This window comes from Mycobacterium sp. NPDC003323 (assembly GCF_053589535.1).
The window spans coordinates 1,415,132-1,435,597 of record NZ_JBSFSB010000001.1 but is presented as its reverse complement, the minus strand read 5'-3'; the positions used below and the strand labels follow the sequence as shown (position 1 = coordinate 1,435,597).

The following is a 20,466-nucleotide window of genomic DNA, read 5'->3' as shown; positions in this document are numbered from 1 at the left end:
TCAACATCGCCGACACGCAGATTCACCGACACCTCCAATCATCGCATCCAACAGCATCTTTCATGCGATACGACACTACGACGGCCACCTCATGCCACGGATTCGTGCGACACCCTCTGTTGTGTCCTTTTCATCATCGGTTGCACCATCGCGGTGAGATCACCACCCTCGGTCCGGCCGGGCAGCTTGTCGTGACCGACCGGTGGGGCCGCACGTTGACCGCCGCGTCGCTGGCGCGCCCACCGACCGGGCCACCCCCGCATGTGGCACCGTGCCGCGGTCCGCGCGGGGAGAAGGCCCAATGGATGTGGTACACCCCCTTCCAACCGAAGCCGGCGACGGACAACTGATACAGATCGAGTGTTACCGCGGAGGCGCGGGATCCTGTGGTGCCAGACTGCTCCACAGCTCGCGTTTGGGGCGGACACCGAGCTGACTCGCCACCAGCTGTGCTGCCTGGCTGACACCTTCGGTGAAGGTCGGAAAGGCGAACTGGAGTTCGGCGACGTCCTCGACGCTCATCTTCGCCGCCATGCAGGCGGCCACCATCTGGATCACCTCGGCCGAGTACTCGCCGAGCACGTGGGCGCCCAGGATATGTCGTTCGTTGCGGTCGACGATCAGCTTGCAGAAGCCGGCGGTATGTCCGTCGGCAACGGGACGCAACAGGTCCTCGTAGCGGGCGACCGCGACGGCGCAGTCGCCGCGGGCACGGGCCTGCTCCTCGCTGAGCCCGACGCTGCCGTACTCGGGGTTGGTGAAGCTGCCGCCGGGAACGATCGTGTGGACTGTGCGGCGCCGCGTGCCGAGGACCGCATTTTCGGCGGCCACGCGACCTTCCAGGATGGCACTGCTCACGACCATGCTGTTCCCGTCGACGTCGCCGGCAGCGAAGATGTGGTCCACGTTGGTCGATTGGTGGTCATCGACGACGACATAGCCCCGCTCGGTCTGCACGCCGGCCGCGGCCGCGTCGACGAGGTCGGCGTTACCGGGCCAGCCGACAGCGAAGAACACGGCGTCGAAGTCGGAACCGGCGGTCTCGTCGCCGATCCGGTAGCGGACGTGCAGGCCGGGATCACGTGCCTCGATCTGCTGCACTGCCGCATCGGTGATCACCGTGATACCGCGATCTTCGAAGGCCTTTCGCAGGGCCACGGAGACATCGACATCGGCACGCTGCACTATTCGCGGGGCATATTCGAAAAGTGTGACGTGGCAGCCGAAGTCGGCCAGTATCGAGGCGAGCTGGCAACCGGTGTCGGCGGCGCCGATGACACATATCCGATCCGGCAGGGCGGTCAGGGTGCGCAGGTCCTCGTACGTCAGTCCCAGCTCCGCCCCGGGGATGGGCAGTCTGCCGGCCGCTCCGCCGACGGCGATGATGACCCGGTCCGCCGACCAACTGCGGCCGTCGTCCACGGCGACCGTGAAGGCATCGAGGAATCGGGCGTTTCCGGCGTCTTCGATGAGATCGACATCGGCGGCGCGGATCTGATCGGCCATCCGCTTACGTTCGTAGGCGTAGTCGGCCACCCGTTGGGCGTTGGCCATGATGGCACTCAGATCGACCTCCGGCCGGGGCCCGCGCAAGCCGAACGCCTCCCACGAGCGCCAATCCCGCACCAGCCGCGCGGCACGCGCCAGGGTGCGTACCGGCGCGGGCCCACTGTTGAGCGCAGTTCCGCCGACGCGGCCTCGCTCGATCAGGGTGACGTGGGCGCCCAGTTCTGCGGCATGCAGTGCCGAGGTGACGCCGGCGGGGCCGCCGCCGATGACGACTACGCGCATCGTGGTTCTCCATCGACAAACGTTTCCGGTGCGCCATGAGGCGTCGATCGCAAAGCCTAGTACCGCAAACGTGCTGCGCGGCTCGGATTCACGCGTCCGGTCAGTCGTGTTTCGTCTCGTAGCGCAACAGCACTGCGCCGCCGGGAAAGGTGCGGTTCTCCACCAGTCGCAGCGACATCCATGACGGAAAGGTCGGGAAGAACGGCGTGCCGCCACCGACGGCGGTGGGCGCGATCACCAGCCGGTACTCGTCCACCAGTCCGGCCTGGATGATCGGCGCGGCCAACGCCGCGCCGGCCACCTCCAGTTGACCGTCGGTTTCGGCCTTCAGCCTCGTGGCCACCTCGACGGGGTCGCCGCGCTCCAGGCGGGAGTTCCACGAGACGGCGTCCAGTGTCTGGGAGAACACGACCTTCGGCATGGCGCACCACACCTGGGCGAAATCTCGGATGAGCGCAGTGGCGTCCGGGTCTTGGTCGGCGGTCGGCCAGTAAGCTGACATCAACTCGTAGAGCCGTCGTCCGTAAAGCGAAAGGGCGGTCTCGCGCTCGAAATCGTTCCAGTACTGGTGCAGTTCATCGCTGGGATCGGACCAGTCGATGTTGCCCTGCGCGTCGGCGATGTATCCGTCCACCGAGACGGTGAAGCCATAGATGAGTTTGCCCATGCAGATCAGACTGCACCGGCGGGCAGAATTCATCGCTTCACCCGCCGGCGCGGTGTCCGTTCTCGATTGTGGTCAGCCGTGATCCCGCCAGGTGAGCACCTGTTTCAGAGAGGTGAGGTCGTAACCGTTGTCTGCGGTCAGTTCGGTCTGGAACAACGTGACGCCCGCGTCGCGGAAGGCGTTGGCGCTGTCGGCGTCGGTCCACAGCGTCGAGCGTTCGATATCGGTGCCATTGCGGCCGACCGTCGCAGCCAGTTCGTCGACGCGGTCGCTGGATTTGCGGAACGCATCGAGGCCCTGGAACGCATGCCAGATGTCGGCGTGCCGTGCAACGGCCGGCAGCGAGCGCTTCGGGCCTGTGCCACCGATGAGGATCGGTAGCTTGCGCACGGGTGGCGGAATCAGGGCGGCAAGCCGGCTTTCGATGCGCAGCAGGCTCTCATCGAACAAATCGAAGCGGGAGCCGAAGGTGCCGAAATCGTAACCGTAAGTGGTGTAATCCTTTTCATACCACCCGGCACCGAGGCCGAGGATGAGCCTACCGCCGCTGATGTGGTCGACGGTGCGCGCCATGTCAGCGAGCAGGTCCGCATTGCGGTAGCCGACACCCGTGACGAGGAGTCCGATCTCGGAGTGCGAGGTGATTTCGCCCCATGATGCGAGCGCGGTCCAGCCCTCGAAGTTGCTGACATCGGGTTGCTGTTCTTTCATGATGGGTTTGCCGTCGACGATGGCTTCCACCGCCGGGCGGTGGAAGTGGTCGTAGCCGAAGATCACGTCGACACCGAGGTCGTCCGCGGCCAGGACGGCGTCGCGCCAGGTGCGGTAGTCGGGCGTGCCGCCGGGCTGAATCTGCACGGCGACGCGAACGGGACGGGTCATGAAAGCTCCTGAGTCGGGGATGCAGGCGACAATGGAGCCAAGTTCATCGGGGTGAGGTTTATTCCAGGCGCTCTCCAGCTCGGTGTCAGTTCCCGAGGATGGCCCGGGCCGCACGCTCGGCAATCAGCATCACCGGCGCGTTCGTGTTCCCGGACGTGATGGTCGGCATCGCCGACGCATCGATCACGCGAAGGCCGGCGACGCGGTATACCCGGCAATCGGTGTCGAGCACGGTGGCGGCCGACCGCGGAAGACCGCGCGCGTCGAACGCTCCCATCGCGCAGGTACCGACCGGATGAAAGATGGTGGTACCGAGTTCGCGGGCAGCCTGCTGCAGGTCGTCGTCGCTCTGCAGTTGCGGTCCGGGCAACAGTTCCTCGGGGCGGTAGCGGGCCAGCGACGGCGCAGCCATGATCTGCCGGGTCATCCGAAGCCCGCGGACGGCGATCTGGCGATCGGCCTCGGTGGACAGATAATTGCAGCTGATCTTCGGGTGGGTCAGTGGATCAGCGTCGGCTATGCGCACGTGGCCTCGCGAGGTGGGGCGCAGGTTGCACACAGATGGGGTGATCGCCCCGAAGCGGTGCAGCGGTTCGCCGAACTTGGCCAACGACAGCGGCTGTACATGCCACTCCAGGTCGGGACTGGTAAGCGCGGCGTCGCTCTTGGCGAAAGCGCCCAGCGTGGAGGGCGGCATGGTCATGGGTCCCGAACGCAACAACAGGTACTGAAGTCCCATGCCGGCGCGGGTGATCCAATTGCGATACAGGCTGTTGACGGTTCGGGCGCCGCGCACTCGGTAGACCGTCCGCAGTTGCAGGTGGTCCTGCAGGTTCTCGCCAACTCCTGGAAGGTCGACGGTCACCGGTACGTGATGCTTGGTGAGTAGCGCAGACGGGCCCAGACCCGAGGCCTGCATCAGGTGCGGCGATCCGATCGCGCCGGCGCTCAACAACACCTCGCGGCGGGCGTGCACGTCGATCATCTGGCCGTCTTTGAGTAGCCGGACGCCGGTGGCGCGGTGTGCGGCCGTGGTCCATGCGCCGCGCCGCTGATCCTCGCGGACCTGGTCGTCCATGAGCAGCTTCACGGCCTGGCTCTGGGTGTAGACGGTGAGATTGGGGCGGTGGGCGATGGGGTGCAGGAAGGCGTCGGCCATCGACCACCGCCGGCCGCGCCGCTGGTTGACGTGGAAGTACGCGCTGCCGGCGTTGTCGCCGCGGTTGAACTCCTCGATCGGGGAGATTCCCACCTGGGCGGCGGCGGTCTGCCAGGCATCCAGGATCTTCCAGCGCACCCTCGGCCGCTGGACCAGGATTTCACCACCGGCCCCGTGCCATTCGTCGGCGCCGCCGAAGTAGTCTTCCAACTCCCTGTAGATCGACAGGGTCTGGCCGGCACCGTCGGCGCCGCCCCACAGCCAACGGTCGTCACCGGTGGCCTGCGCCCAGAGTTGGTAATCGGAAACTTGTCCGCGCATATGGATCATCGCGTTGATCGACGAGCAGCCGCCGATCACGCGGCCGCGCGCGTAGATGATGCTGCGGTCGGCAAGGCCCGGGTCGGGCTCGGTGGTGAAGCACCAGTCGGTGCGGGGGTTGGCGATCGTGTAGAGGTATCCCACCGGGACCTTGATCCAGAACCAGTTGTCCTTGCCGCCGGCCTCGATGAGCAGCACACGGTGATCCGGATTGGCGCTGAGCCGGTTGGCCAGCAGGCAACCCGCGCTGCCCGCGCCCACGATGATGAAGTCGAACTCGGCGGCGGGGCTCACTTTTCCTCCATGACGTCCGGCGGCAACCGACGATCGCACATGTGCGGGATTTCGTCGAGCAGGCTGGATGTCGTGGCGGGTGGGTGTTGCCGAATCGGACGCGCCGGGAAGGGGAGTGGCGTCGCGGCTTCGAGTCAGTCGTGCTCGTTGGCATCACCGGGATGCGGGACGTTGTTCTCGTCGACCTGGGCCCCGTGCTCGGTATCGGTCTGGCTGTGGTCCCGCGGGCCTTCGTTGGGTCCCTGGGACTCCACTGCATCCGCTGCGTCACTGGGCATCGTCATGGTCAGGCTCTCTTCCTGCGGGACTCGGCCCGCCGTCAAGTCGTCGGTGTGCGGGTGCCCCGTTTGCGGCGATTCGAACCCGGAGACCATCACGAAGCCCGGCCAGGCGGCAGATGGGGCCCCGGGGTTGACGTTCAGGGCTCGCGCGCGATACGTTGTGGACCGGTCCACGTGATCCAAGCCACTTCAGTTGGCTGAGGTCGCGGACGGCACACGTCAGAGAGGACACCAGATGCTGTCGAGATCCTGCTCATGCGCTCGGACACAATGCGAACGGTTCACCCCGTGACCTCCGGCCTGGCGACGGACACAAAGGATCCGGTGCCTTCGCCCATGAAGCGCCGGCGCAAACGATCCCTGTTTCCATACCTGCTGCTGGCGCCGGCGATGTTGATGTTCGTCGCAGTGATCGCCTACCCCTTTGTGCAGTCACTGTTGTTCGGCCTCTATGACGAAAGTCTGTTGGGTGATCGAAGTGGCGAGTTCGTCGGTTTCGATCACATCTCAAAGCTGTTGTCAGATACCGATTTCTGGTCGGTGGCGTGGCAGACCATCGTGTTTGTGGTGGTGTCCACCGTCGGCGCACTGGCGCTTGCCCTGGCGCTGGCTTTGGCGCTGAACTCGAAGATCCGCGGGTTGGCCATATGGCGTTCCACCCTCCTCATACCCTGGCTGCTGCCGGGTGTCGTGGTCTCGTTCTTGTGGCGATGGATCTTCGACACCAATTACGGTTTACTGAACGGAATTTCGGCATGGCTGGGTGGCAGCGGCGTCACCAACTGGCTGGATCAACCCGGCTTCGCGATGATGGCGGTGATCCTCGCCAAGATATGGCATTCATTCCCGTGGATGGCAGTGCTGCTGTTGGCCGCTCTGCAGGGGGTGCCCAACGAAGTACACGATGCTGCCGCGATCGACGGAGCCAAGGGCTGGCAGAAGCAGATCTATGTCGTACTTCCTCAGATCAAGGCCGCCATCGCCCTGACTTTGTTGCTTGAATTGATATGGGGACTCCAACATTTCGAGATTCCCTATGTCATGACCGGTGGCGGTCCGGTCGGCTCCACGACCACGCTGTCGATCGATCTGTACAAGGCCGCCTTCTCCCGGTTCGATCTGGGCGAGGCTGGCGCCATCGGCATCATGTGGACCGCACTCATGGCGGTAGTGGTGGCAATCTACCTGACCTATTCGGCTCGGCAGGAACGGGAGGCCCGGCGTTGATTCGCTCGAATAAACGGGAGCTCAGGCGCCGGTCGCGACCGGTAACCGCATATCTGACACTGGCGGTCATCGCGTCCTTCGCGCTCATTCCGGTGGCATGGATGGTCCTGACCTCGATTACTGACGACAGTGACATCTTCCAGTTTCCGCCGTCGGTATCCAGGTCGTACACCCTCGACCACTTCTTGGCGGTATTCCGCGATTCCACGCTTATGACGTTCGTGTTCAACGGTCTCGTCGTTTCGGTGGCGACGTCGGCGTTCAGTGTTACCGTGGGCTTTTGGGCAGGCTATGCGTTCTCGAAGTTCCGGTTCGGCGGGCGGAGTGGCCTGATGTACCTGCTGCTGATCGCTCAGATCGTTCCGCAGGTACTGCTGTTGGTGACGTTGTATACCGCCTTCGATCGTGTCGGCCTGCTGAATACCTACCTGGCACTGATACTTTCGTTCACGACGTTCACATTGCCGCTGTCGGTGATGATGATGAAGAATACATTCGACGCACTGCCCGACGAACTGATCGATGCGGCGCGCATCGACGGGGCCAGCGAATTGCGCGTCATGGGTTCGGTGTTGTTGCCGGTGATGAAGACCGCATTGATCGCGGTGGCGTTGTTCGCTTTCATCCGGGCGTGGAACGACTTGCCGTTCGCGCTGACCCTGGTGGATACCGAGAGGCAGACGTTGCCTGCAGGTTTGTCGCTGAAGTTCATGGGAGAGTTCAGGACTGCCTATGGCGAAATGATGGCGGCATCCATTGTGACGTCGCTGCCTGTCGTGGTCATCTTCCTGGCTCTGCAGAAGCACTTCGTCAGCGGCGCTGTGACGGGAGCAATCAAATGATGCAGTACAACCCCCTTCTGAGTCGGCGCAGGGCGCTGGCCTTGGGATTGGGCGCAGCGGGCGCGGCGCTGGTCGGCTGCTCGGCATCGAATTCGGCGATCGAAGAAGGTAAGGCTGTCAACTTCACGTCCTGGGTGTTCGGAACCAGCGGCGCGGGGCCGACGTCTCAGGCGGTCGCCGGATTCCAAGACCGCACCGGTATCACCGTCCGCCCGCGCTCGTATCCGTACGAGCAGTACCTGAACCAGATGGTGCTCAAATCACGAAGCGGCAACACCACCGGTATCGCGCACATCGACGAGGAATGGATGTCGACACTCGTCACGGCCGGGGTGCTCGCCGATCTTGGCCCCGTGGTCGATACGTCGTTGTATCCGGACTTTGTCCGGGCTGCAGGCACGTACCGCGGCACGCGGTATGCGATGCCGTGGACACAATCGGCCATCGGCATCGTCGCGAATGCGCAACTGGCCGAAGAGTTTGGTGTCGACATCGGCGCAGTGCGCGGCGTGGATTCGTTCACGAACGCGCTTCGGACCATCAAAAGGGCAGAACCGTCGATTATTCCGTATGTGCCGTGCACCGATGTCACTCAGCTCAAAGACATCATCCCGTGGATGTGGTCGTTCGGATCTCCTGTGGTGAAAGACGGCCGCCTCGCCCTGGGGGATCCAGGTTCGGTGCAGGCTGTCGAGTACTGGAAGATGCTGTTGGACGACAGTCTCATTCAGCCCGGAATCATCCGGGATGACGCACGCACGCTGTTCGCCCAGCAGCGGGCGGTCTTCTACGATGACGCACCTCAGGCCATCGGTGTGGTGCCCAAACGCTCCAGCGATCCTGGTATCGCAGCCACGATGCGACCTCTGCCTCGGCCTGCGGTGAACGCCGGTGGACGGAACCTGGTGTGGAGCCAGCCACTGGTGGCGCTGAACCGAAACGCCGCCGTCGACGACCTGCTCCGATACATGTCGACCGATTCTGAGGCGTTGAGGATCATGTTCGACGAGGCCGGACAGCCACCTGCGACATCCCGAGCGTTGCAAAGCCAGTGGTTCACCCAGGATCGCTTCTATGCCGAATGGAATGCCGTCGTTGCGTCGTCATCACAATTGAATCCATTATGGAGTTTCCCGAAAGCCACGGCTGCGCAACAGCTTTTCGATGAATGCATGGAACTGGCGCTCACCGGTTCGGTGCCTGTGAAGCAGGCGCTGGCCCAAGCGGCCGAAGGGCTGCAGGACCAACTCGACCCGTCCTGACTGTGCCGGCGGTCGTCGCCGTTCGGATACGATCTATGTGGAACGGTCCACATAGCGGACGACGGTCTCCATCGGACAATCCACAACAATCAAGGAAAGAAACAAATGCGAACGGTTGAAGAAGCGTACGACGTAGTGGTGTGTGGCGGGGGTCTGGCCGGATTCTCCGCAGCGGTGGCAGCGGCAAGGCATGGCGCGCGTACCGCGCTGATCCAGGATCGTCCGGTGCTGGGTGGTAATTCGTCCTCGGAGGTGCGTGTGACCCCGCACGGAGCCGCGGCGTTCCACGGATATGCACGCGAAACCGGCATCATCTCCGAAGCGCTGATCGCCGACAGGGCGGTCAACCACGCCGTCATCCGCGAGAACGGCTGGACCAACAGCGTCTGGGATCTGGTGCTCTACGACATGGCGGTGCGCACCCCGAATCTGACGCTGCACCTCAACACCGCAGTGCACGGCGTGCAGGTCGACGGCGAGAGGATCACCGCGGTCCTCGCCCGGGTGGCGAACGCGGAAACCGAGATGGTGATCGCGGGGCGGGTGGTGATCGATTGCACCGGTGACGGAACGGTCGCCGCGCTGGCAGGAGCCGAATCCCGGACCGGCACCGAGGCCGCCGACGAGTTCGACGAGCAGCACGCCCCGGCGACCGCCGATATCCGCCACACCATGGGCAGCTCGCTGCATTTCAAGACCGTGGATACCGGGCGACCCGTGCGCTTCGAGGCGCCGGAATGGGCTCACCGTTATGACGACCCGTCGTTCTTCAAAGACGGTGGGCGGCTCATCCCCACCCTGGAGAGCGGCTACTGGTGGATCGAGATCGGTACCCCGTGGGACACGCTGCACGACAACGAAACCATCCGGCATGAGCTGACACGCCACGTGCTGGGCATCTGGGATTACCTCAAGAACCGCGACCCCTACTGGTCGGCCAAGGCGACCAATTTGGCGCTGGACTGGGTGGGGCAGGTGCCCGGCAAGCGCGAGAGCCGACGCATTCTCGGGGAAGTGCTGCTCACCGAGCACGACCTGGATCGCGACAGGGTCTTCGAAGACGAGATCGCCTTCGGCGGCTGGTATATCGATCTGCACACCATCGGAGGCCTGCTGGAGAAAGTCGCCGAGCCGGTGACCACCGCGCGCCTGGCTGACCCGGAGTCGAGCTCGGGATCTTCGACCTATGTCGGACCGTTCGGCATCCCGATGCGCGCCCTTGTCGCCAAGGACCTGAGCAATCTCATGATGGCGGGCCGCAACATCTCTGCCACGCATGTCGCGCTCGGCTCGACGCGTGTGATGGGGACGGCTGCGCTGATGGGGCAGGCGGCCGGCACCGCAGCAGCCATGGCAAGCAATGACCGGGATCTGCGACAGGACCTGCCCGCGCACGTGCCGGCCATTCAACAGGCCCTGCTGCGCGACGGTTGCTTCTTGCCGCACGTCCGCAACGAGGATCCAGCGGATCTCGCCCTGCGCACGACCGCCACGGCCAGTTCGACCGACCTGGTGCGCGGTGTCGGTCCATCCAGTGCGAACTGGCTCGGCGGTCTCGACCATTGGCGCGGCTACCCGGTGTTCCCGTTCAAGGGGGAGTTGGCCAAACGCCTGGCTCAGTGGGTAGCTGTCGGCCCTGGTCAGAGGGTCGAGTTGATACGACTGGCGTTGCGCAACGGCGCTGACGAACCCCGTGCGGTGTCGGCGACACTGCATGACGTCGAAGACATCTGGGACTACCGACTCGACCCGGCCAAGCCGCTGGCGACGGCTGACCTGTTGGTCCCGCCGGGTGGCCCACACTGGGTCGAGTGGCGGGTGGATCTCGACGCCGACGCCGATCAGGGATTGCCGAGCCGTTACGTGCGTGTCGATCTGGCCGAGACCGCCGATGTGGAATGGGTGCTCAGCTCGGCCGTGTTGCCGGGGCAGATCGCGGGTTATGAGGACGGCGGCCGCTATCGGCGCTTCGGCGGCGGTTCCACGTTGAGCTTCCAGGTCGAACCGCCACAGCAGTCCTACGGACCCGATCAGGTTCTGACCGGCGTCACCAGGCCGCATGCCTCGGCCAACCAATGGCGCTCCGATCCGGTTGTACCGCTACCACAGTGGTTGTGCTTGGAATGGGAGCAGGCGCAGACGGTTGCGCAGGTTCAGCTCACCTTCGCCGGGCATCTGTTGCGCGAATACCACGCCTATCCGCCGCTGTACCGCGACCCGCAGACCGTGCGGGACTACGCCATCGAGGCGTGGCAGGACGACGCGTGGTGTGAGCTCGTACGGGTGCAGGGAAACGTGACCACTCGGGTCGTCCACGCCTTCGACCCGGTGACGACCACCCGGGTACGTCTGGTCGTCTATGCCACCAATGGCGACCCGGCCGCCGGCGTGTACGAGTTCCGTTGCTATGGCAGTGAAGTATGCACACCAAATGTGACCCAAGGGTGACCGCCCTCATCGCGGAGCCGACATAATTGCTGCTTCAGCACCGGGTTGAGAGGAACAGGCCGTGTCCCAGAAACGGGTGACCATCCGTGATGTCGCAGCGGCGGCAGGGGTTTCCAAATCCCTGGTGTCCTTCGTCTATGCCGACCCGAACCGGGTCAGCAAGGAGAAGCGCGAGCTGGTCCTGGCGACGGCGGCCGAGTTGGGCTTCCGCCCGAACTGGGCGGCTCGATCGCTCGCCGCGTCTGACGGTGGTTTCGTCGGTGTGCTGATGGCAGACCTGCACAGCCCGGCGTTCGCGGAGATCGTCGACGGTGCCCGCTCCAGGCTCAAGGAGAACGGCCGCACGCCGCTGATGACCTCGGCGCATCTCGTGGAGACCGACAACGTCACTGCACTGGATCCCAGTGCAGTGACGTTCTTCGGCGATCTGCGTCCGCAGGGTCTGCTGATCGTCGGGGGAGTGCCCGACATGTCGGCGGTACACGCGCTGGCAGAGACGGTACCGACGGTGATCGCGGGCGCCTCGCTCGACACGATGCCCTCGGTGGCAACCGTGCGGACCGATGACGTCGCCGGTATGGCCGCGGCGATCAGGCACCTGAAAGAGCTCGGACACGTCGACATAGCCCATGTCGGCGGAGCCGGCGGCCGGGTGTCCGAACTGCGTGCCCAGGCCTACCTCGATGCGATGCGTGCACACGGTCTCCACGACCACGTCTGTGTCGCAGCTGCGGACTTCTCGGAATCGACTGGCTACTCTGCCGTTTCGACCCTCCTCGACCAGGGGGAGCAGTTCACCGCAGTCTGTGCGGTATCGGATTACGCGGCTATCGGTGCGTTGGCTGCCCTGTCCGAACGGGGGCGCACCCAGGTCTCGGTCGTCGGTTACGGCGATACCGAGGTGGCGGGCTTCGCCTTCATCGGGTTGACGACACTGCGCCCCGGTAACACCGCCATCGGCGAACGTGCGGCGCAGGAGCTGCTCGACGCCGAATCCGCCGACGGAGCCGGTGGCTGGACCGTGCTCTTACCGCCGGAACTGGTAGTTCGGCGTACAACGCATCGGCTGAGGACGTAGCCGGGCTACTCATGTTGTTTCAGAAAGGATTTCGATGGCTTCGGTAATATTCGACTCGGTTCGCAGGGTCTTTCCAGGTCACGATCGCCCCGCGGTCGATGATCTGAATCTGCAGATCGAGGACGGTGAATTCATGGTTTTTGTCGGTCCGTCCGGTTGCGGAAAGTCGACATCGCTGCGGATGTTGGCCGGATTGGAGGACGTCACCGACGGCAGCATCCTGGTCGGAGGCCGCGATGTCACCGACGTCGCGCCCCGCGACCGCGACATTGCCATGGTGTTCCAGAACTATGCGTTGTATCCACACATGACGGTCCGCGAGAATATGGGTTTTGCGCTCAAGCTCGCCAAAGTAGACAAAGCCGAACGCAATCGCCGGGTCGAGGACGCCGCCCGGATGCTGGAGCTCAGCGAGTATCTCGATCGTAAGCCGAAGGCGCTCTCCGGTGGTCAGCGGCAACGAGTTGCCATGGGGCGGGCCATTGTTCGTGAACCTCAGGTCTTTCTGATGGACGAGCCGCTGTCGAACCTCGACACCCAACTGCGGGTGTCTACACGCACCCAGATATCGGCCATGCAGCGCCGGCTCGGAATCACGACTGTTTACGTGACCCACGATCAGGTCGAGGCCATGACTATGGGTGACCGGGTAGCGGTCCTCAAAGATGGTGTCCTACAACAGGTTGATGCTCCGCTCGCGCTCTACGAGCGACCCGCCAACCTGTTCGTCGCACGGTTCATCGGTTCGCCGGGCATGAATCTGTTGGAGACGCGCCCCCGAGACGGGTCGGTCATGTTCGGCCACCAGCGGCTGCGTCTAAACCGTGCGGCGTCGAGTGCTACGGCCGGCGGGCATGTGACCCTCGGTGTCAGGCCCGAGCATTGGCGGTTGGTGTCGGCCGGGGACGGCGTCGAGCTGACCATCGACCAGGTCGAGGACCTCGGTTCGGTGTCTTTCGTGTACGGCACGGTCTCGCTGGATGGTCAGCGTTGCGACGTTGTGGTGCGAACCGGTTCGCGTTCGGGACTCGCGGCCGGACAGACGGTCGAGATCGCAGCCGATCCGGACTCTGTCGTGATGTTCGACAGTGGCACCGGTCAGCGTCTGGCAGCGTGACCGTCGACCTGTTCGACTATCGACAGCTGATCGATTTCAACCCGGCTCGGCCTGAACCGCTCTACTACCAGATCGGCGTCGCGATCGCGGTGGCGGTGACGCAGGAGAGGATCCCGTCAGGCGTGCCTGTCCCATCGGTGCAGCGATTGGCGCAGAACCTGGACATCGCGAGTTCGACGGCGCGAAATGTCTTGGGTTATCTGGACCGACACCGCTACATCGAGCGCATCGGGCGCCGCAGGTTTCTGGTCGCGCCGGGGGATCGTTCGCGGTGCCTGGCGGATGCTCGTGCGGTAGGAGGATGATGGCGGCATGTCCACTGCGCTCTGGATCGTCGTTGCGGTATTCGCGGTCGGCACCATCGCCGGCGGGTTGCTGCGGATCCGGGCCTGGTTACAGAAGCCGGTGCCGCCCGAGATCATCGAGGCCGCGCACCGCGACGACGACGAGGACGAGGGGCGCCAAGGACCGGACGATGGATGAATTCGCCGTCCTCAGTCGGTGAAGGCTCGGAACACCGAGAGGCTGTCTTCGTAGATGTGGTGGCGAGTGATCAGACCGTCCACCACGGTCAGGTGCAGCGCAAAGGCGGCTGTGTAGCTGCGGCCGGTCGGTGCGGCGGTGTTGTGGAGTTCACCGAATACCACAGCGTCCGCGCCGTCGACCAGCACGGAATGCACCTCGGCCGAACTCAATTCGGCTATGTGGTGTTCAGCAATCAGCGCGTAGTGCTGCGCGACGCCGGCGCGCGTAGACCGCTGTCGGATCCAGGGGACAGTGTCTGCGTAGTCATCGTCGGGCCAGTTCAGTTTCCACGAGATCTGCTCGGCGTAAAGCGCAGCAACTTCCGTCGGGTCACCGACTGCGATGCGGCGGAGCAGTTCGTTGACCGTCTCTCGGGTGTCCACGGGGTCGAGTGTGGCACTCGGCGGGGTGGCAGGCGATTACGCCAGAGGTCATAGCGCGTCGTACACGGCGGCGAGGAGCCGATGGGCGCGGCGATCACCGGCCAGCCAGTCCCGGCGCAGGTTCGGCACGAAAGCGAAAGCGACGTTGTGTTCGGGATCTGCCAACCCCACCGCGCCGCCGGCGCCCGGGTGACCGAAGGCAGTCCGTTTCGCAGCTTCGGGCACCACGAAGTTCTGCGATGGCAGCATGTAACCCAGCCCGAACGCGCTTTCCAAGCACAGCACTCTGTCACGGCCGCGTACCCGCTCGGTGATCGCGTCCCGAAGAAGACCAGGGGAGATCAGGACTCCACCGATCAGATCGCGATAGAACTCGGCCAGATCACGAGCGGTGGTGACCAGGCCGGCCGCGGGCCAGCCTGCTGCCAAAACCTCTGGATCATTGTAGTCAGCAACGGGATTCGACGATGACCGGAGGAACAGCGATTCCGGATCGGCGAACGCAGCCAGCATCTCGGAGACGGTGTGCTCCGGGATCGGCGGTGCGTTCTCGGCGCTCCAGACACGCTGCTCGGGTGGTGGCGAACTCATCCGGGCAGCCTCATCCGCCGCCGCGCCGGAAACCCCGATGAGCAGACGCCGGCCCATGTGGCGCCTGCTGAAGTCGCCGACGGTCATACCGGCGTGGCGGCGCACGAATTCGCCGACCAGCCAACCGAAAGTCAAAGCGTGATAGCCGTGTTCGGCCCCGGGCTGCCAGAGCGGGCGTTGATCGGCCAACAGGTCGGCCATCGCCGCAGGATCGGCGGCTTGGGCCGCTGAGACCGGGCGCTCCAAGACGGGTAGTCCGGCGCGGTGAGCGATCAGGTCGGCAAGTGTGGTGTCGTGCTTGCCGTGCTCGGCGAACTCCGGCCACCAGCCGCCCACCGGTTCATCGGCACTCAGCCCGTGCTGTTGGGCCACCATGAGCGCCGCGGTCGCCGTCACCGCCTTGGTGCACGAGAAGGTCGGGCACGCCGTGTCGCGCGTCCATGGACGTCCGGCCCGTCTGTCGGCGATGCCTCCCCACAGATCCACCACCGCACGACCGTCGACGAATACCGCCACCGCGGCGCCGAGGTTGTCGCCGTCGGCCAGATCTGCGTCGAAGACGGCTTTCACTTCCGCGAACGCGGGGTCGAGGTCTCCCGCGGCTGAACCGGACATACGTCGGATTAGAACACGGGTGGCGCGTCCGCCTCAGCCGTAGCGTGCCACCAGTGCGTTGCCGATCGCAGCCAGTTGCTCGCACACACCCGGCGGGCCGGTGACTTCGAGCCATTCGGTGAGCCAGGCAAGTTCGCCGGCGAGCACGAACTCGTCGCGGCCGCGGATGACGACCTCGATCCGGCCGTCGGCTGTGGAGCCGCCGACTTCGAGGCGGCCACCGACCACCCTCCGGAGCAGTTCGAGCCCGTCCGCAGCGCAGATGGCCTGGGCCGAAAGGGGAGTGCGCCTGCGATCGACCTCGTCGGCGATCTCGCGCCAGCTCGCGGCAAGGTCGAATCCCCGAGGCCGTTCGACAGCATCGTCGGTCAACTCGACCGAGGAGACGCGGTCGATCCGGAAGGTCCGTCGGCCGGTGTCTGTCCCGGAGACCAGATACCACGTCGGTCCCTTGGCCACGATGCCCAGCGGATGCACGGTGCGTTGGGTCGGTGAGCCCTTCCGGTCGACGTAGCCGAGCCGTACCTGGGCGCCGCGGATCACCGCCTCCTGCAGGGTGTCGAGAAAGCGGGGTGGACGCGGTTCGGGCCGGCTGGATCCCCAATGTCGGGAGTCCACGACGACCGATGTCGCGGCCGCCGCGGCCTCGTCCCGGAAGGGTTCGGGCAGCGCACGTACCAATTTGCGCAGAGCGGCTTTCACGCTCGGCGTCGCCGTCGAGGCGGGTCCGGCGACAAGAAAGAGTGCGCGAGCCTCGCCCGCGGTCAACCCGGACAGGTCGGTGCGAGCGCCACCCAACAGTCGCCACCCGCCTCCGCGGCCCGGCACGGCGTACACGGGCACCCCGGCGCCGCTCAGCGCGTCGAGGTCCCGGCGGGCGGTGCGCTCGGATACCTCCAACTCCAGGGCGACCTCGGCGGCCGTGACCTGCTCGCGGTGTTGCAGCAACAGGAGTGTGGCTACCAGCCGATCGGCCCGCATGTCACCACACTGTCACATAAACCGGTCATGAGGTGACCGGTTTTGCCGTCACAATGGCGCCATGATCGCATCCAGCCAAGACCCCCGGGTCATCCTCGACCGTGCCATCGCCACCGGCGGCGTCGTCATCGCCGGTGTCCGGGCCGAGCAACTCACCGACCCGACGCCATGCGCGGACATGGATGTGCGGGCCCTGCTCGGTCACCTCATCTCCGTGCTGGACCGAGTTGCCGCGCTCGGCAACGGAGCAGATCCCTTCGCCGTCACCGAAGTTGCAGTGGCCGACGATCGCTGGCCCGTTGCCTGGCAGGAGTCGGGAAGGCGTGCGGCGGATGCCTGGAGTGACGACGCCGTGCTCGCGCGACCGATGGCCCTGCCGTGGATCCAAGGCAGCGGCGCCGAGGTATTGGCGTCGTACTTCTCCGAACTGACGGTCCACACCTGGGATCTCGCGACGGCTACCGGTCAACAACCCGACTGGGATGATGCCGTCGTCACCGTGGCATTCGGCGGGGCGCGCCGGATGTTGCCGGCAGCGAATCGTCGCGCGCTGTACGCGGAGATCTCAGCGCAGAGGGGCCTGGACGAGATGGCCGTCCCGTTTGCCGAGGCTGTTCCGATCTCAGACGATGCGCCCATGATCGACCGCCTCGTCGCCTGGAACGGTAGGGATCCGCGCCGTCGTTCCTGACGGCCGCAGGTCACGACAAAGCTCTCGTGCCGCGTGGCTGTGAACGGGACTAGAGGAGACCGACTGGCCGGCAGACATTGGACAGGGCGTTCCAGTACTGACCGGGCGCACAGGCCTCCGCAGGGCGCGGCGTCTGACAGGTGTTGGTGATCGGATCCCAGAACTGGCCGTTGACGCAGTTCAGCGGTTCTGCCGAACTGATCCCGGCCCCGAAGAGCGACATGGCGGCGATGGGCGCGGCCGCGAGGATGGCGGCGGTCGTGCGGAGTGGAAGTTTTCGCATGAGTTGATCTTGCCCGACGCCGTGGGTCTCGAAACCCGGATAGTTCAAATCAGCGGCCCAGGGAACCACTGTGACACGAAACCCGCGTATGTAGGTGAAGTCGATACCCCGCCGAAAGCCGCTGCAGTCCCTCGGGGTCCCACTGACGGCATCCGGATCAGTCGGGTGATGGTGTCGCGAAGTTGGCGTATTCCTCGATGCGGTTGATCAGGCCGTCCTTGAAACCGAAGTACATCGCGACATGCAGTTCGATGACCGAGTCATCAGCGTTGGTGATGTTCAAGACGTGCTGTTGAAGTACCTCGTCCGGGCGATCGAATTGACGGATGATGTCGTAGCGCAGCGACGCGATGTTCCCGATCGTCATCTTTTCGAGTCCGGCCAGGTTTTCCTCGATGCCCTGCTCACCCTGGCCGTCGTTATGCCACACGGTCGCAGTCGGGGTACATAGCGTCCGCATTCCAGTGAAGTCGCCCTTCTCCAGCAGTCGCAGGTAGTGGACAGCAGTTGCCTTGTTTTCTTGAGTCATTGGATTCGTGGGCCTTTCAATATCATTGCGGGACAGCGTGACTGAGGTACCGAAGCAGTTAGTCGTCGGAAAACAGTGGTGCCCGTTCTCCTGCTTCGACGCGAAGCGGCAGGTGGTTGCCAACCGGTGGAAGGGGGCACGGAAACACTGGAGAGAAGCTGTGATGCGCCAAGACCACGCGGTTGAAATCGACCGTCAGCGCGCCGGACTCGGGGTCTGAAAGGATGAGCCAGCGCCCGATGCCGGGTGTCTGCTCCCCACTGGTGGAGTCGGTGAACACCACGAGACGCTGGCCGGGGAACGTCTCGATCACCTGCAAGGTGTGCTGGTCGCCTGCAATCTCGAATATGAGGTCACCCGGAGAGCGGACCTCCTCCATGCTCGGTGGCGTCGTGACCCTCTGTACCGCGACGACCCTTTCGGCAGGCGCCGGCCGATACTCGGCGTCGATGACCCAGTTCGGGTCAAACGGGTAGGTGTCTATTGCCCGGAGTCTGGAAAAGGTCGGTGCGTTGGGGTCCCATACGCGCAGGCCATAGACGCCGTCACCGCCGCCGACAGATCCGATACGTGCGCCACAAAACACAATTTCGGATTGGGCGCTGATGGTCACAGTGCCATCGACTTGCTCGCCGTCAACGGTCACCTCGTCGGCGCATCCGGCAGACAGGGTCAGGCCATCGGCGGCGTGCGGGTTCCAACGTCCCGGGACACCAGCAAGGATCTGTCCCACCGTACTGATCCTCTCCATCAGGACAACTCCTGCGAGACCCCGTGGTCCGGCGACTTCGGCCCAACGGGCTTCCTTCCACGCTTCGTGGTCCTGAGGCGAGTACGTGCTTGGGGTGCTAGAAGACATTTCGGGTTCGGTACTCCGTTCTTCGGGTGATGCGTCGTGGTCGAACTGTCAGGTGGCGCCGGCCGACGACTAATAGCCGCCGACGCGCGGCCATCGCTGTCTCTGAACTCGTCGGTTGCGGCACGATCTCCACGGCGAGCAGCATGCGACGGTGCCGTCATCGCCGGCAAGTTATGTTGCCGATATGTCAAAATGAACCCGTGGACAACAGCATCGACCAGACCATCGACGCGGTCGGGCCGCGTCTGCGAGCGCTGAGGCGGCAGCGTGAGATGACGCTGGCCGAGCTTTCGACTCTCACCGGCATCGCAGTCAGCGCTCTCTCGCGCGTCGAATCAGGTTCTCGGAGGCCGCATTTAGAGCAGCTGCTTATTCTGGCCAAGGTGCTCAGTGTCACGCTCGATGAGCTGGTCGGCGCTCCGCCCACCGGTGACCCGCGTATCCATATACGGCCCGTGACTCACAACGGTGTCAGCGTGCTGCCGTTGACTCGGCGAGCCGGCGGCGTACAGGCCTACAAGTTCGTCATACCCGCCGATAGCGGGCGAAAGCATCCCGACGTAGAAATCCACGAAGGCTACGAGTGGCTCTATGTCCTTGATGGGCGGCTTCGACTTGTCCTCGGGGACCTCGATCTCGTGCTCTCGCCGGGCGAAGCCGCCGAATTCGACACACATACCCCACACTGGTTCGGTCTCGCCGATGACCGATCAGTAGAGTTCATATGTCTCTTCGGCAAACAGGGCGAACGAGCCCATCTGCGGACAACGCCGACGATCAAACGCGATCCGAAATGACGGGCCAGACACGGATCGGGTGCGCCAGGCGAGGGTTGACCAGCGCGCCGATCTCGATGCGGGCTGCTGCGCTGTGCGTGGGGATGTGCGAGGCGAGACATGCCAGCTCGCCGGATCGTCTGGCTCAGCGCCGTTGCGCTCCTGCTACTCCGCTGGAGCTGTGCTGGTCGACGGCCGGCGCGACCCAGCGACGCAGATAACCACGCAGCTCTGCCCCGTGCCGTTCCGACCCGCCCGGATCGAGAATGAAGGACTGCAGCGTTCGAAGCATGAATTCGATGAGCTCGTCGAGTCGCGGCCCGCTGAAACCCGCCGCGTCCCAATCCACGTGGAACCGCTCCAGGATTGAGCGCCCGAACGCGATGGCCGTCTCTGAGGTGATTCCTGCGGCGAAGGCGCTGGCTCGACCGGGCTCCATGACCAGACCGAGATAGCGATCCTCGGGCAGCCGCTCAAGGGTATACGCGATGCCTTCGACGACGGCGCTGGTCGGATCGGTGATTGATTCCAGGTCCCTGGCCAGACGGTCGAGGAACTCGCCGACGGCAGACATCGCGGTGCCCGCCAGCAGCGCGTCGAGGGTGGGGAAGTAGCGGTACACCGTCTGGCGCGTAATGCCCAACTGGGTGGCCACCTCGGACACACTGACCGAGCCTGTCGCGTCGATCGACGCACGGGCCACCCCGACAATACGGTGGATCGCCTCGTCGTCGTCAACGGGCATGTCGCCCGCCCAGCCGTGTCTGCGCATAGGCGCATCGTGTCATCTCATGACCGGCCATGTCCTGAACACGTCGCCCGATCGTGACCAAACAATCGATATCCGTTGTATGGTCAATGTGG

22 protein-coding genes and 1 pseudogene are annotated in these 20,466 nt (G+C 64.5%); 11 read left to right on the top strand and 12 right to left on the bottom strand.

The features are described from left to right. Positions 1–116: 116 nt before the first annotated feature. Positions 117–350: pseudogene (locus ACWDUN_RS06715) on the top strand (hypothetical protein); the annotation flags it as partial. Positions 351–363: 13 nt separating this feature from the next. On the opposite strand, the gene ACWDUN_RS06710 reads toward ACWDUN_RS06715, so the two are convergent. The 5 genes from ACWDUN_RS06710 to ACWDUN_RS06690 all read right to left on the bottom strand — a co-directional run bounded on the left by ACWDUN_RS06710 (position 364) and on the right by ACWDUN_RS06690 (position 5,398). Then, on the bottom strand, positions 364–1,791 hold the full coding sequence (locus ACWDUN_RS06710) for a dihydrolipoyl dehydrogenase family protein (protein WP_449926114.1): 1,428 nt from the start codon (positions 1,789–1,791) through the stop codon (positions 364–366). A 100-nt stretch (positions 1,792–1,891) separates the two neighbouring features. Beyond that, the gene (locus ACWDUN_RS06705) at positions 1,892–2,458 is read right to left on the bottom strand and encodes a dihydrofolate reductase family protein (protein WP_449926111.1); all 567 of its coding nucleotides are present in this window, start codon (positions 2,456–2,458) and stop codon (positions 1,892–1,894) included. Positions 2,459–2,530: 72 nt separating this feature from the next. After that, complete coding sequence (locus tag ACWDUN_RS06700; RefSeq protein ID WP_449926342.1) at positions 2,531–3,340, bottom strand: LLM class F420-dependent oxidoreductase; 810 nt, start codon at positions 3,338–3,340, stop codon at positions 2,531–2,533. Positions 3,341–3,425: 85 nt separating this feature from the next. Next, complete coding sequence (locus ACWDUN_RS06695) at positions 3,426–5,114, bottom strand: GMC family oxidoreductase (RefSeq protein WP_449926108.1); 1,689 nt, start codon at positions 5,112–5,114, stop codon at positions 3,426–3,428. 134 nt (positions 5,115–5,248) lie between these two features. After that, entirely contained in the window at positions 5,249–5,398 is a 150-nt protein-coding gene (locus ACWDUN_RS06690) for a hypothetical protein (RefSeq protein ID WP_449926105.1), read from the bottom strand. A 285-nt stretch (positions 5,399–5,683) separates the two neighbouring features. Here ACWDUN_RS06690 and ACWDUN_RS06685 point away from each other — a divergent pair, with 285 nt between their 5' ends. From ACWDUN_RS06685 to ACWDUN_RS06650, 8 genes are all read left to right on the top strand, one after another. Further along, the gene (locus tag ACWDUN_RS06685) at positions 5,684–6,622 is read left to right on the top strand and encodes a carbohydrate ABC transporter permease (RefSeq protein ID WP_449926102.1); all 939 of its coding nucleotides are present in this window, start codon (positions 5,684–5,686) and stop codon (positions 6,620–6,622) included. A 101-nt stretch (positions 6,623–6,723) separates the two neighbouring features. Further along, positions 6,724–7,464 carry a carbohydrate ABC transporter permease gene (locus tag ACWDUN_RS06680; RefSeq protein ID WP_449926099.1) on the top strand — a complete coding sequence of 247 codons (741 nt, stop codon included), beginning with the start codon at positions 6,724–6,726 and terminating at the stop codon, positions 7,462–7,464. Beyond that, positions 7,461–8,726, top strand: a complete 1,266-nt coding sequence (locus ACWDUN_RS06675; RefSeq protein ID WP_449926098.1) for an ABC transporter substrate-binding protein — start codon at positions 7,461–7,463, stop codon at positions 8,724–8,726. Before ACWDUN_RS06680 ends, ACWDUN_RS06675 begins: the two co-directional genes overlap by 4 nt. Before the next feature lie 105 nt (positions 8,727–8,831). Further along, positions 8,832–11,174 carry an FAD-dependent oxidoreductase gene (locus tag ACWDUN_RS06670; protein WP_449926096.1) on the top strand — a complete coding sequence of 781 codons (2,343 nt, stop codon included), beginning with the start codon at positions 8,832–8,834 and terminating at the stop codon, positions 11,172–11,174. 61 nt (positions 11,175–11,235) lie between these two features. After that, positions 11,236–12,252 (top strand): LacI family DNA-binding transcriptional regulator, encoded by a 1,017-nt coding sequence (locus ACWDUN_RS06665; protein ID WP_449926093.1) that lies wholly within the window; start codon positions 11,236–11,238, stop codon positions 12,250–12,252. A gap of 34 nt (positions 12,253–12,286) precedes the next feature. Continuing rightward, positions 12,287–13,369: an ABC transporter ATP-binding protein gene (locus tag ACWDUN_RS06660; RefSeq protein WP_449926090.1), complete on the top strand. Its 1,083-nt coding sequence runs from the start codon at positions 12,287–12,289 to the stop codon at positions 13,367–13,369. Then, on the top strand, positions 13,366–13,674 hold the full coding sequence (locus tag ACWDUN_RS06655; RefSeq protein WP_449926088.1) for a hypothetical protein: 309 nt from the start codon (positions 13,366–13,368) through the stop codon (positions 13,672–13,674). The genes ACWDUN_RS06660 and ACWDUN_RS06655 overlap by 4 nt, the downstream gene beginning before the upstream one ends. A 7-nt stretch (positions 13,675–13,681) precedes the next feature. After that, positions 13,682–13,852: a hypothetical protein gene (locus ACWDUN_RS06650; protein WP_449926086.1), complete on the top strand. Its 171-nt coding sequence runs from the start codon at positions 13,682–13,684 to the stop codon at positions 13,850–13,852. Between the two features lie 11 nt (positions 13,853–13,863). On the opposite strand, the gene ACWDUN_RS06645 is transcribed toward ACWDUN_RS06650, so the two are convergent. From ACWDUN_RS06645 to ACWDUN_RS06635, 3 genes are read right to left on the bottom strand one after another with little or no spacing between them, the layout of a single operon-like run. Next, a complete protein-coding gene (locus tag ACWDUN_RS06645; protein WP_449926083.1) occupies positions 13,864–14,277 on the bottom strand; it encodes a nuclear transport factor 2 family protein in 414 nt (137 codons plus the stop codon). Between the two features lie 48 nt (positions 14,278–14,325). Continuing rightward, the gene (locus ACWDUN_RS06640) at positions 14,326–15,483 is read right to left on the bottom strand and encodes a serine hydrolase domain-containing protein (RefSeq protein ID WP_449926080.1); all 1,158 of its coding nucleotides are present in this window, start codon (positions 15,481–15,483) and stop codon (positions 14,326–14,328) included. Between the two features lie 33 nt (positions 15,484–15,516). Then, on the bottom strand, positions 15,517–16,464 hold the full coding sequence (locus tag ACWDUN_RS06635; protein ID WP_449926077.1) for a helix-turn-helix transcriptional regulator: 948 nt from the start codon (positions 16,462–16,464) through the stop codon (positions 15,517–15,519). A gap of 61 nt (positions 16,465–16,525) precedes the next feature. Between ACWDUN_RS06635 and ACWDUN_RS06630 the strand changes: the two genes are divergently transcribed. After that, a complete protein-coding gene (locus ACWDUN_RS06630) occupies positions 16,526–17,155 on the top strand; it encodes a TIGR03086 family metal-binding protein (protein ID WP_449926074.1) in 630 nt (209 codons plus the stop codon). A 49-nt stretch (positions 17,156–17,204) separates the two neighbouring features. Here ACWDUN_RS06630 and ACWDUN_RS06625 read toward each other — a convergent pair whose 3' ends face one another. The 3 genes from ACWDUN_RS06625 to ACWDUN_RS06615 form a co-directional block, all read right to left on the bottom strand. Beyond that, positions 17,205–17,507, bottom strand: coding sequence for a hypothetical protein (locus ACWDUN_RS06625; RefSeq protein ID WP_449926071.1), 303 nt, complete (start codon positions 17,505–17,507; stop codon positions 17,205–17,207). A gap of 88 nt (positions 17,508–17,595) precedes the next feature. Next, positions 17,596–17,967 carry a nuclear transport factor 2 family protein gene (locus ACWDUN_RS06620; RefSeq protein ID WP_449926069.1) on the bottom strand — a complete coding sequence of 124 codons (372 nt, stop codon included), beginning with the start codon at positions 17,965–17,967 and terminating at the stop codon, positions 17,596–17,598. A 58-nt stretch (positions 17,968–18,025) separates the two neighbouring features. Then, on the bottom strand, positions 18,026–18,700 hold the full coding sequence (locus ACWDUN_RS06615) for a DUF1684 domain-containing protein (RefSeq protein ID WP_449926066.1): 675 nt from the start codon (positions 18,698–18,700) through the stop codon (positions 18,026–18,028). 299 nt (positions 18,701–18,999) lie between these two features. Between ACWDUN_RS06615 and ACWDUN_RS06610 the strand changes: the two genes are divergently transcribed. After that, entirely contained in the window at positions 19,000–19,623 is a 624-nt protein-coding gene (locus tag ACWDUN_RS06610) for a helix-turn-helix domain-containing protein (protein WP_449926064.1), read from the top strand. Between the two features lie 124 nt (positions 19,624–19,747). Here ACWDUN_RS06610 and ACWDUN_RS06605 read toward each other — a convergent pair whose 3' ends face one another. Next, the gene (locus ACWDUN_RS06605; protein WP_449926061.1) at positions 19,748–20,374 is read right to left on the bottom strand and encodes a TetR/AcrR family transcriptional regulator; all 627 of its coding nucleotides are present in this window, start codon (positions 20,372–20,374) and stop codon (positions 19,748–19,750) included. Positions 20,375–20,466 lie beyond the last annotated feature (92 nt).

Excerpts from the sequence above, each read along its gene's own strand:
- ACWDUN_RS06710 (WP_449926114.1), bottom strand. The coding sequence starts at position 1,791 with ATGCGCGTAGTCGTCATCGGCGGCGGCCCCGCCGGCGTCACCTCGGCA.
- ACWDUN_RS06705 (WP_449926111.1), bottom strand. The coding sequence starts at position 2,458 with ATGGGCAAACTCATCTATGGCTTCACCGTCTCGGTGGACGGATACATC.
- ACWDUN_RS06700 (WP_449926342.1), bottom strand. The coding sequence starts at position 3,340 with ATGACCCGTCCCGTTCGCGTCGCCGTGCAGATTCAGCCCGGCGGCACG.
- ACWDUN_RS06690 (WP_449926105.1), bottom strand. The coding sequence starts at position 5,398 with ATGACGATGCCCAGTGACGCAGCGGATGCAGTGGAGTCCCAGGGACCC.
- ACWDUN_RS06680 (WP_449926099.1), top strand. The coding sequence starts at position 6,724 with ATGGTCCTGACCTCGATTACTGACGACAGTGACATCTTCCAGTTTCCG.
- ACWDUN_RS06675 (WP_449926098.1), top strand. The coding sequence starts at position 7,461 with ATGATGCAGTACAACCCCCTTCTGAGTCGGCGCAGGGCGCTGGCCTTG.
- ACWDUN_RS06670 (WP_449926096.1), top strand. The coding sequence starts at position 8,832 with ATGCGAACGGTTGAAGAAGCGTACGACGTAGTGGTGTGTGGCGGGGGT.
- ACWDUN_RS06660 (WP_449926090.1), top strand. The coding sequence starts at position 12,287 with ATGGCTTCGGTAATATTCGACTCGGTTCGCAGGGTCTTTCCAGGTCAC.
- ACWDUN_RS06650 (WP_449926086.1), top strand. The coding sequence starts at position 13,682 with ATGTCCACTGCGCTCTGGATCGTCGTTGCGGTATTCGCGGTCGGCACC.
- ACWDUN_RS06640 (WP_449926080.1), bottom strand. The coding sequence starts at position 15,483 with ATGTCCGGTTCAGCCGCGGGAGACCTCGACCCCGCGTTCGCGGAAGTG.
- ACWDUN_RS06635 (WP_449926077.1), bottom strand. The coding sequence starts at position 16,464 with ATGCGGGCCGATCGGCTGGTAGCCACACTCCTGTTGCTGCAACACCGC.
- ACWDUN_RS06630 (WP_449926074.1), top strand. The coding sequence starts at position 16,526 with ATGATCGCATCCAGCCAAGACCCCCGGGTCATCCTCGACCGTGCCATC.
- ACWDUN_RS06620 (WP_449926069.1), bottom strand. The coding sequence starts at position 17,967 with ATGACTCAAGAAAACAAGGCAACTGCTGTCCACTACCTGCGACTGCTG.
- ACWDUN_RS06610 (WP_449926064.1), top strand. The coding sequence starts at position 19,000 with ATGTTGCCGATATGTCAAAATGAACCCGTGGACAACAGCATCGACCAG.
- ACWDUN_RS06605 (WP_449926061.1), bottom strand. The coding sequence starts at position 20,374 with ATGCGCAGACACGGCTGGGCGGGCGACATGCCCGTTGACGACGACGAG.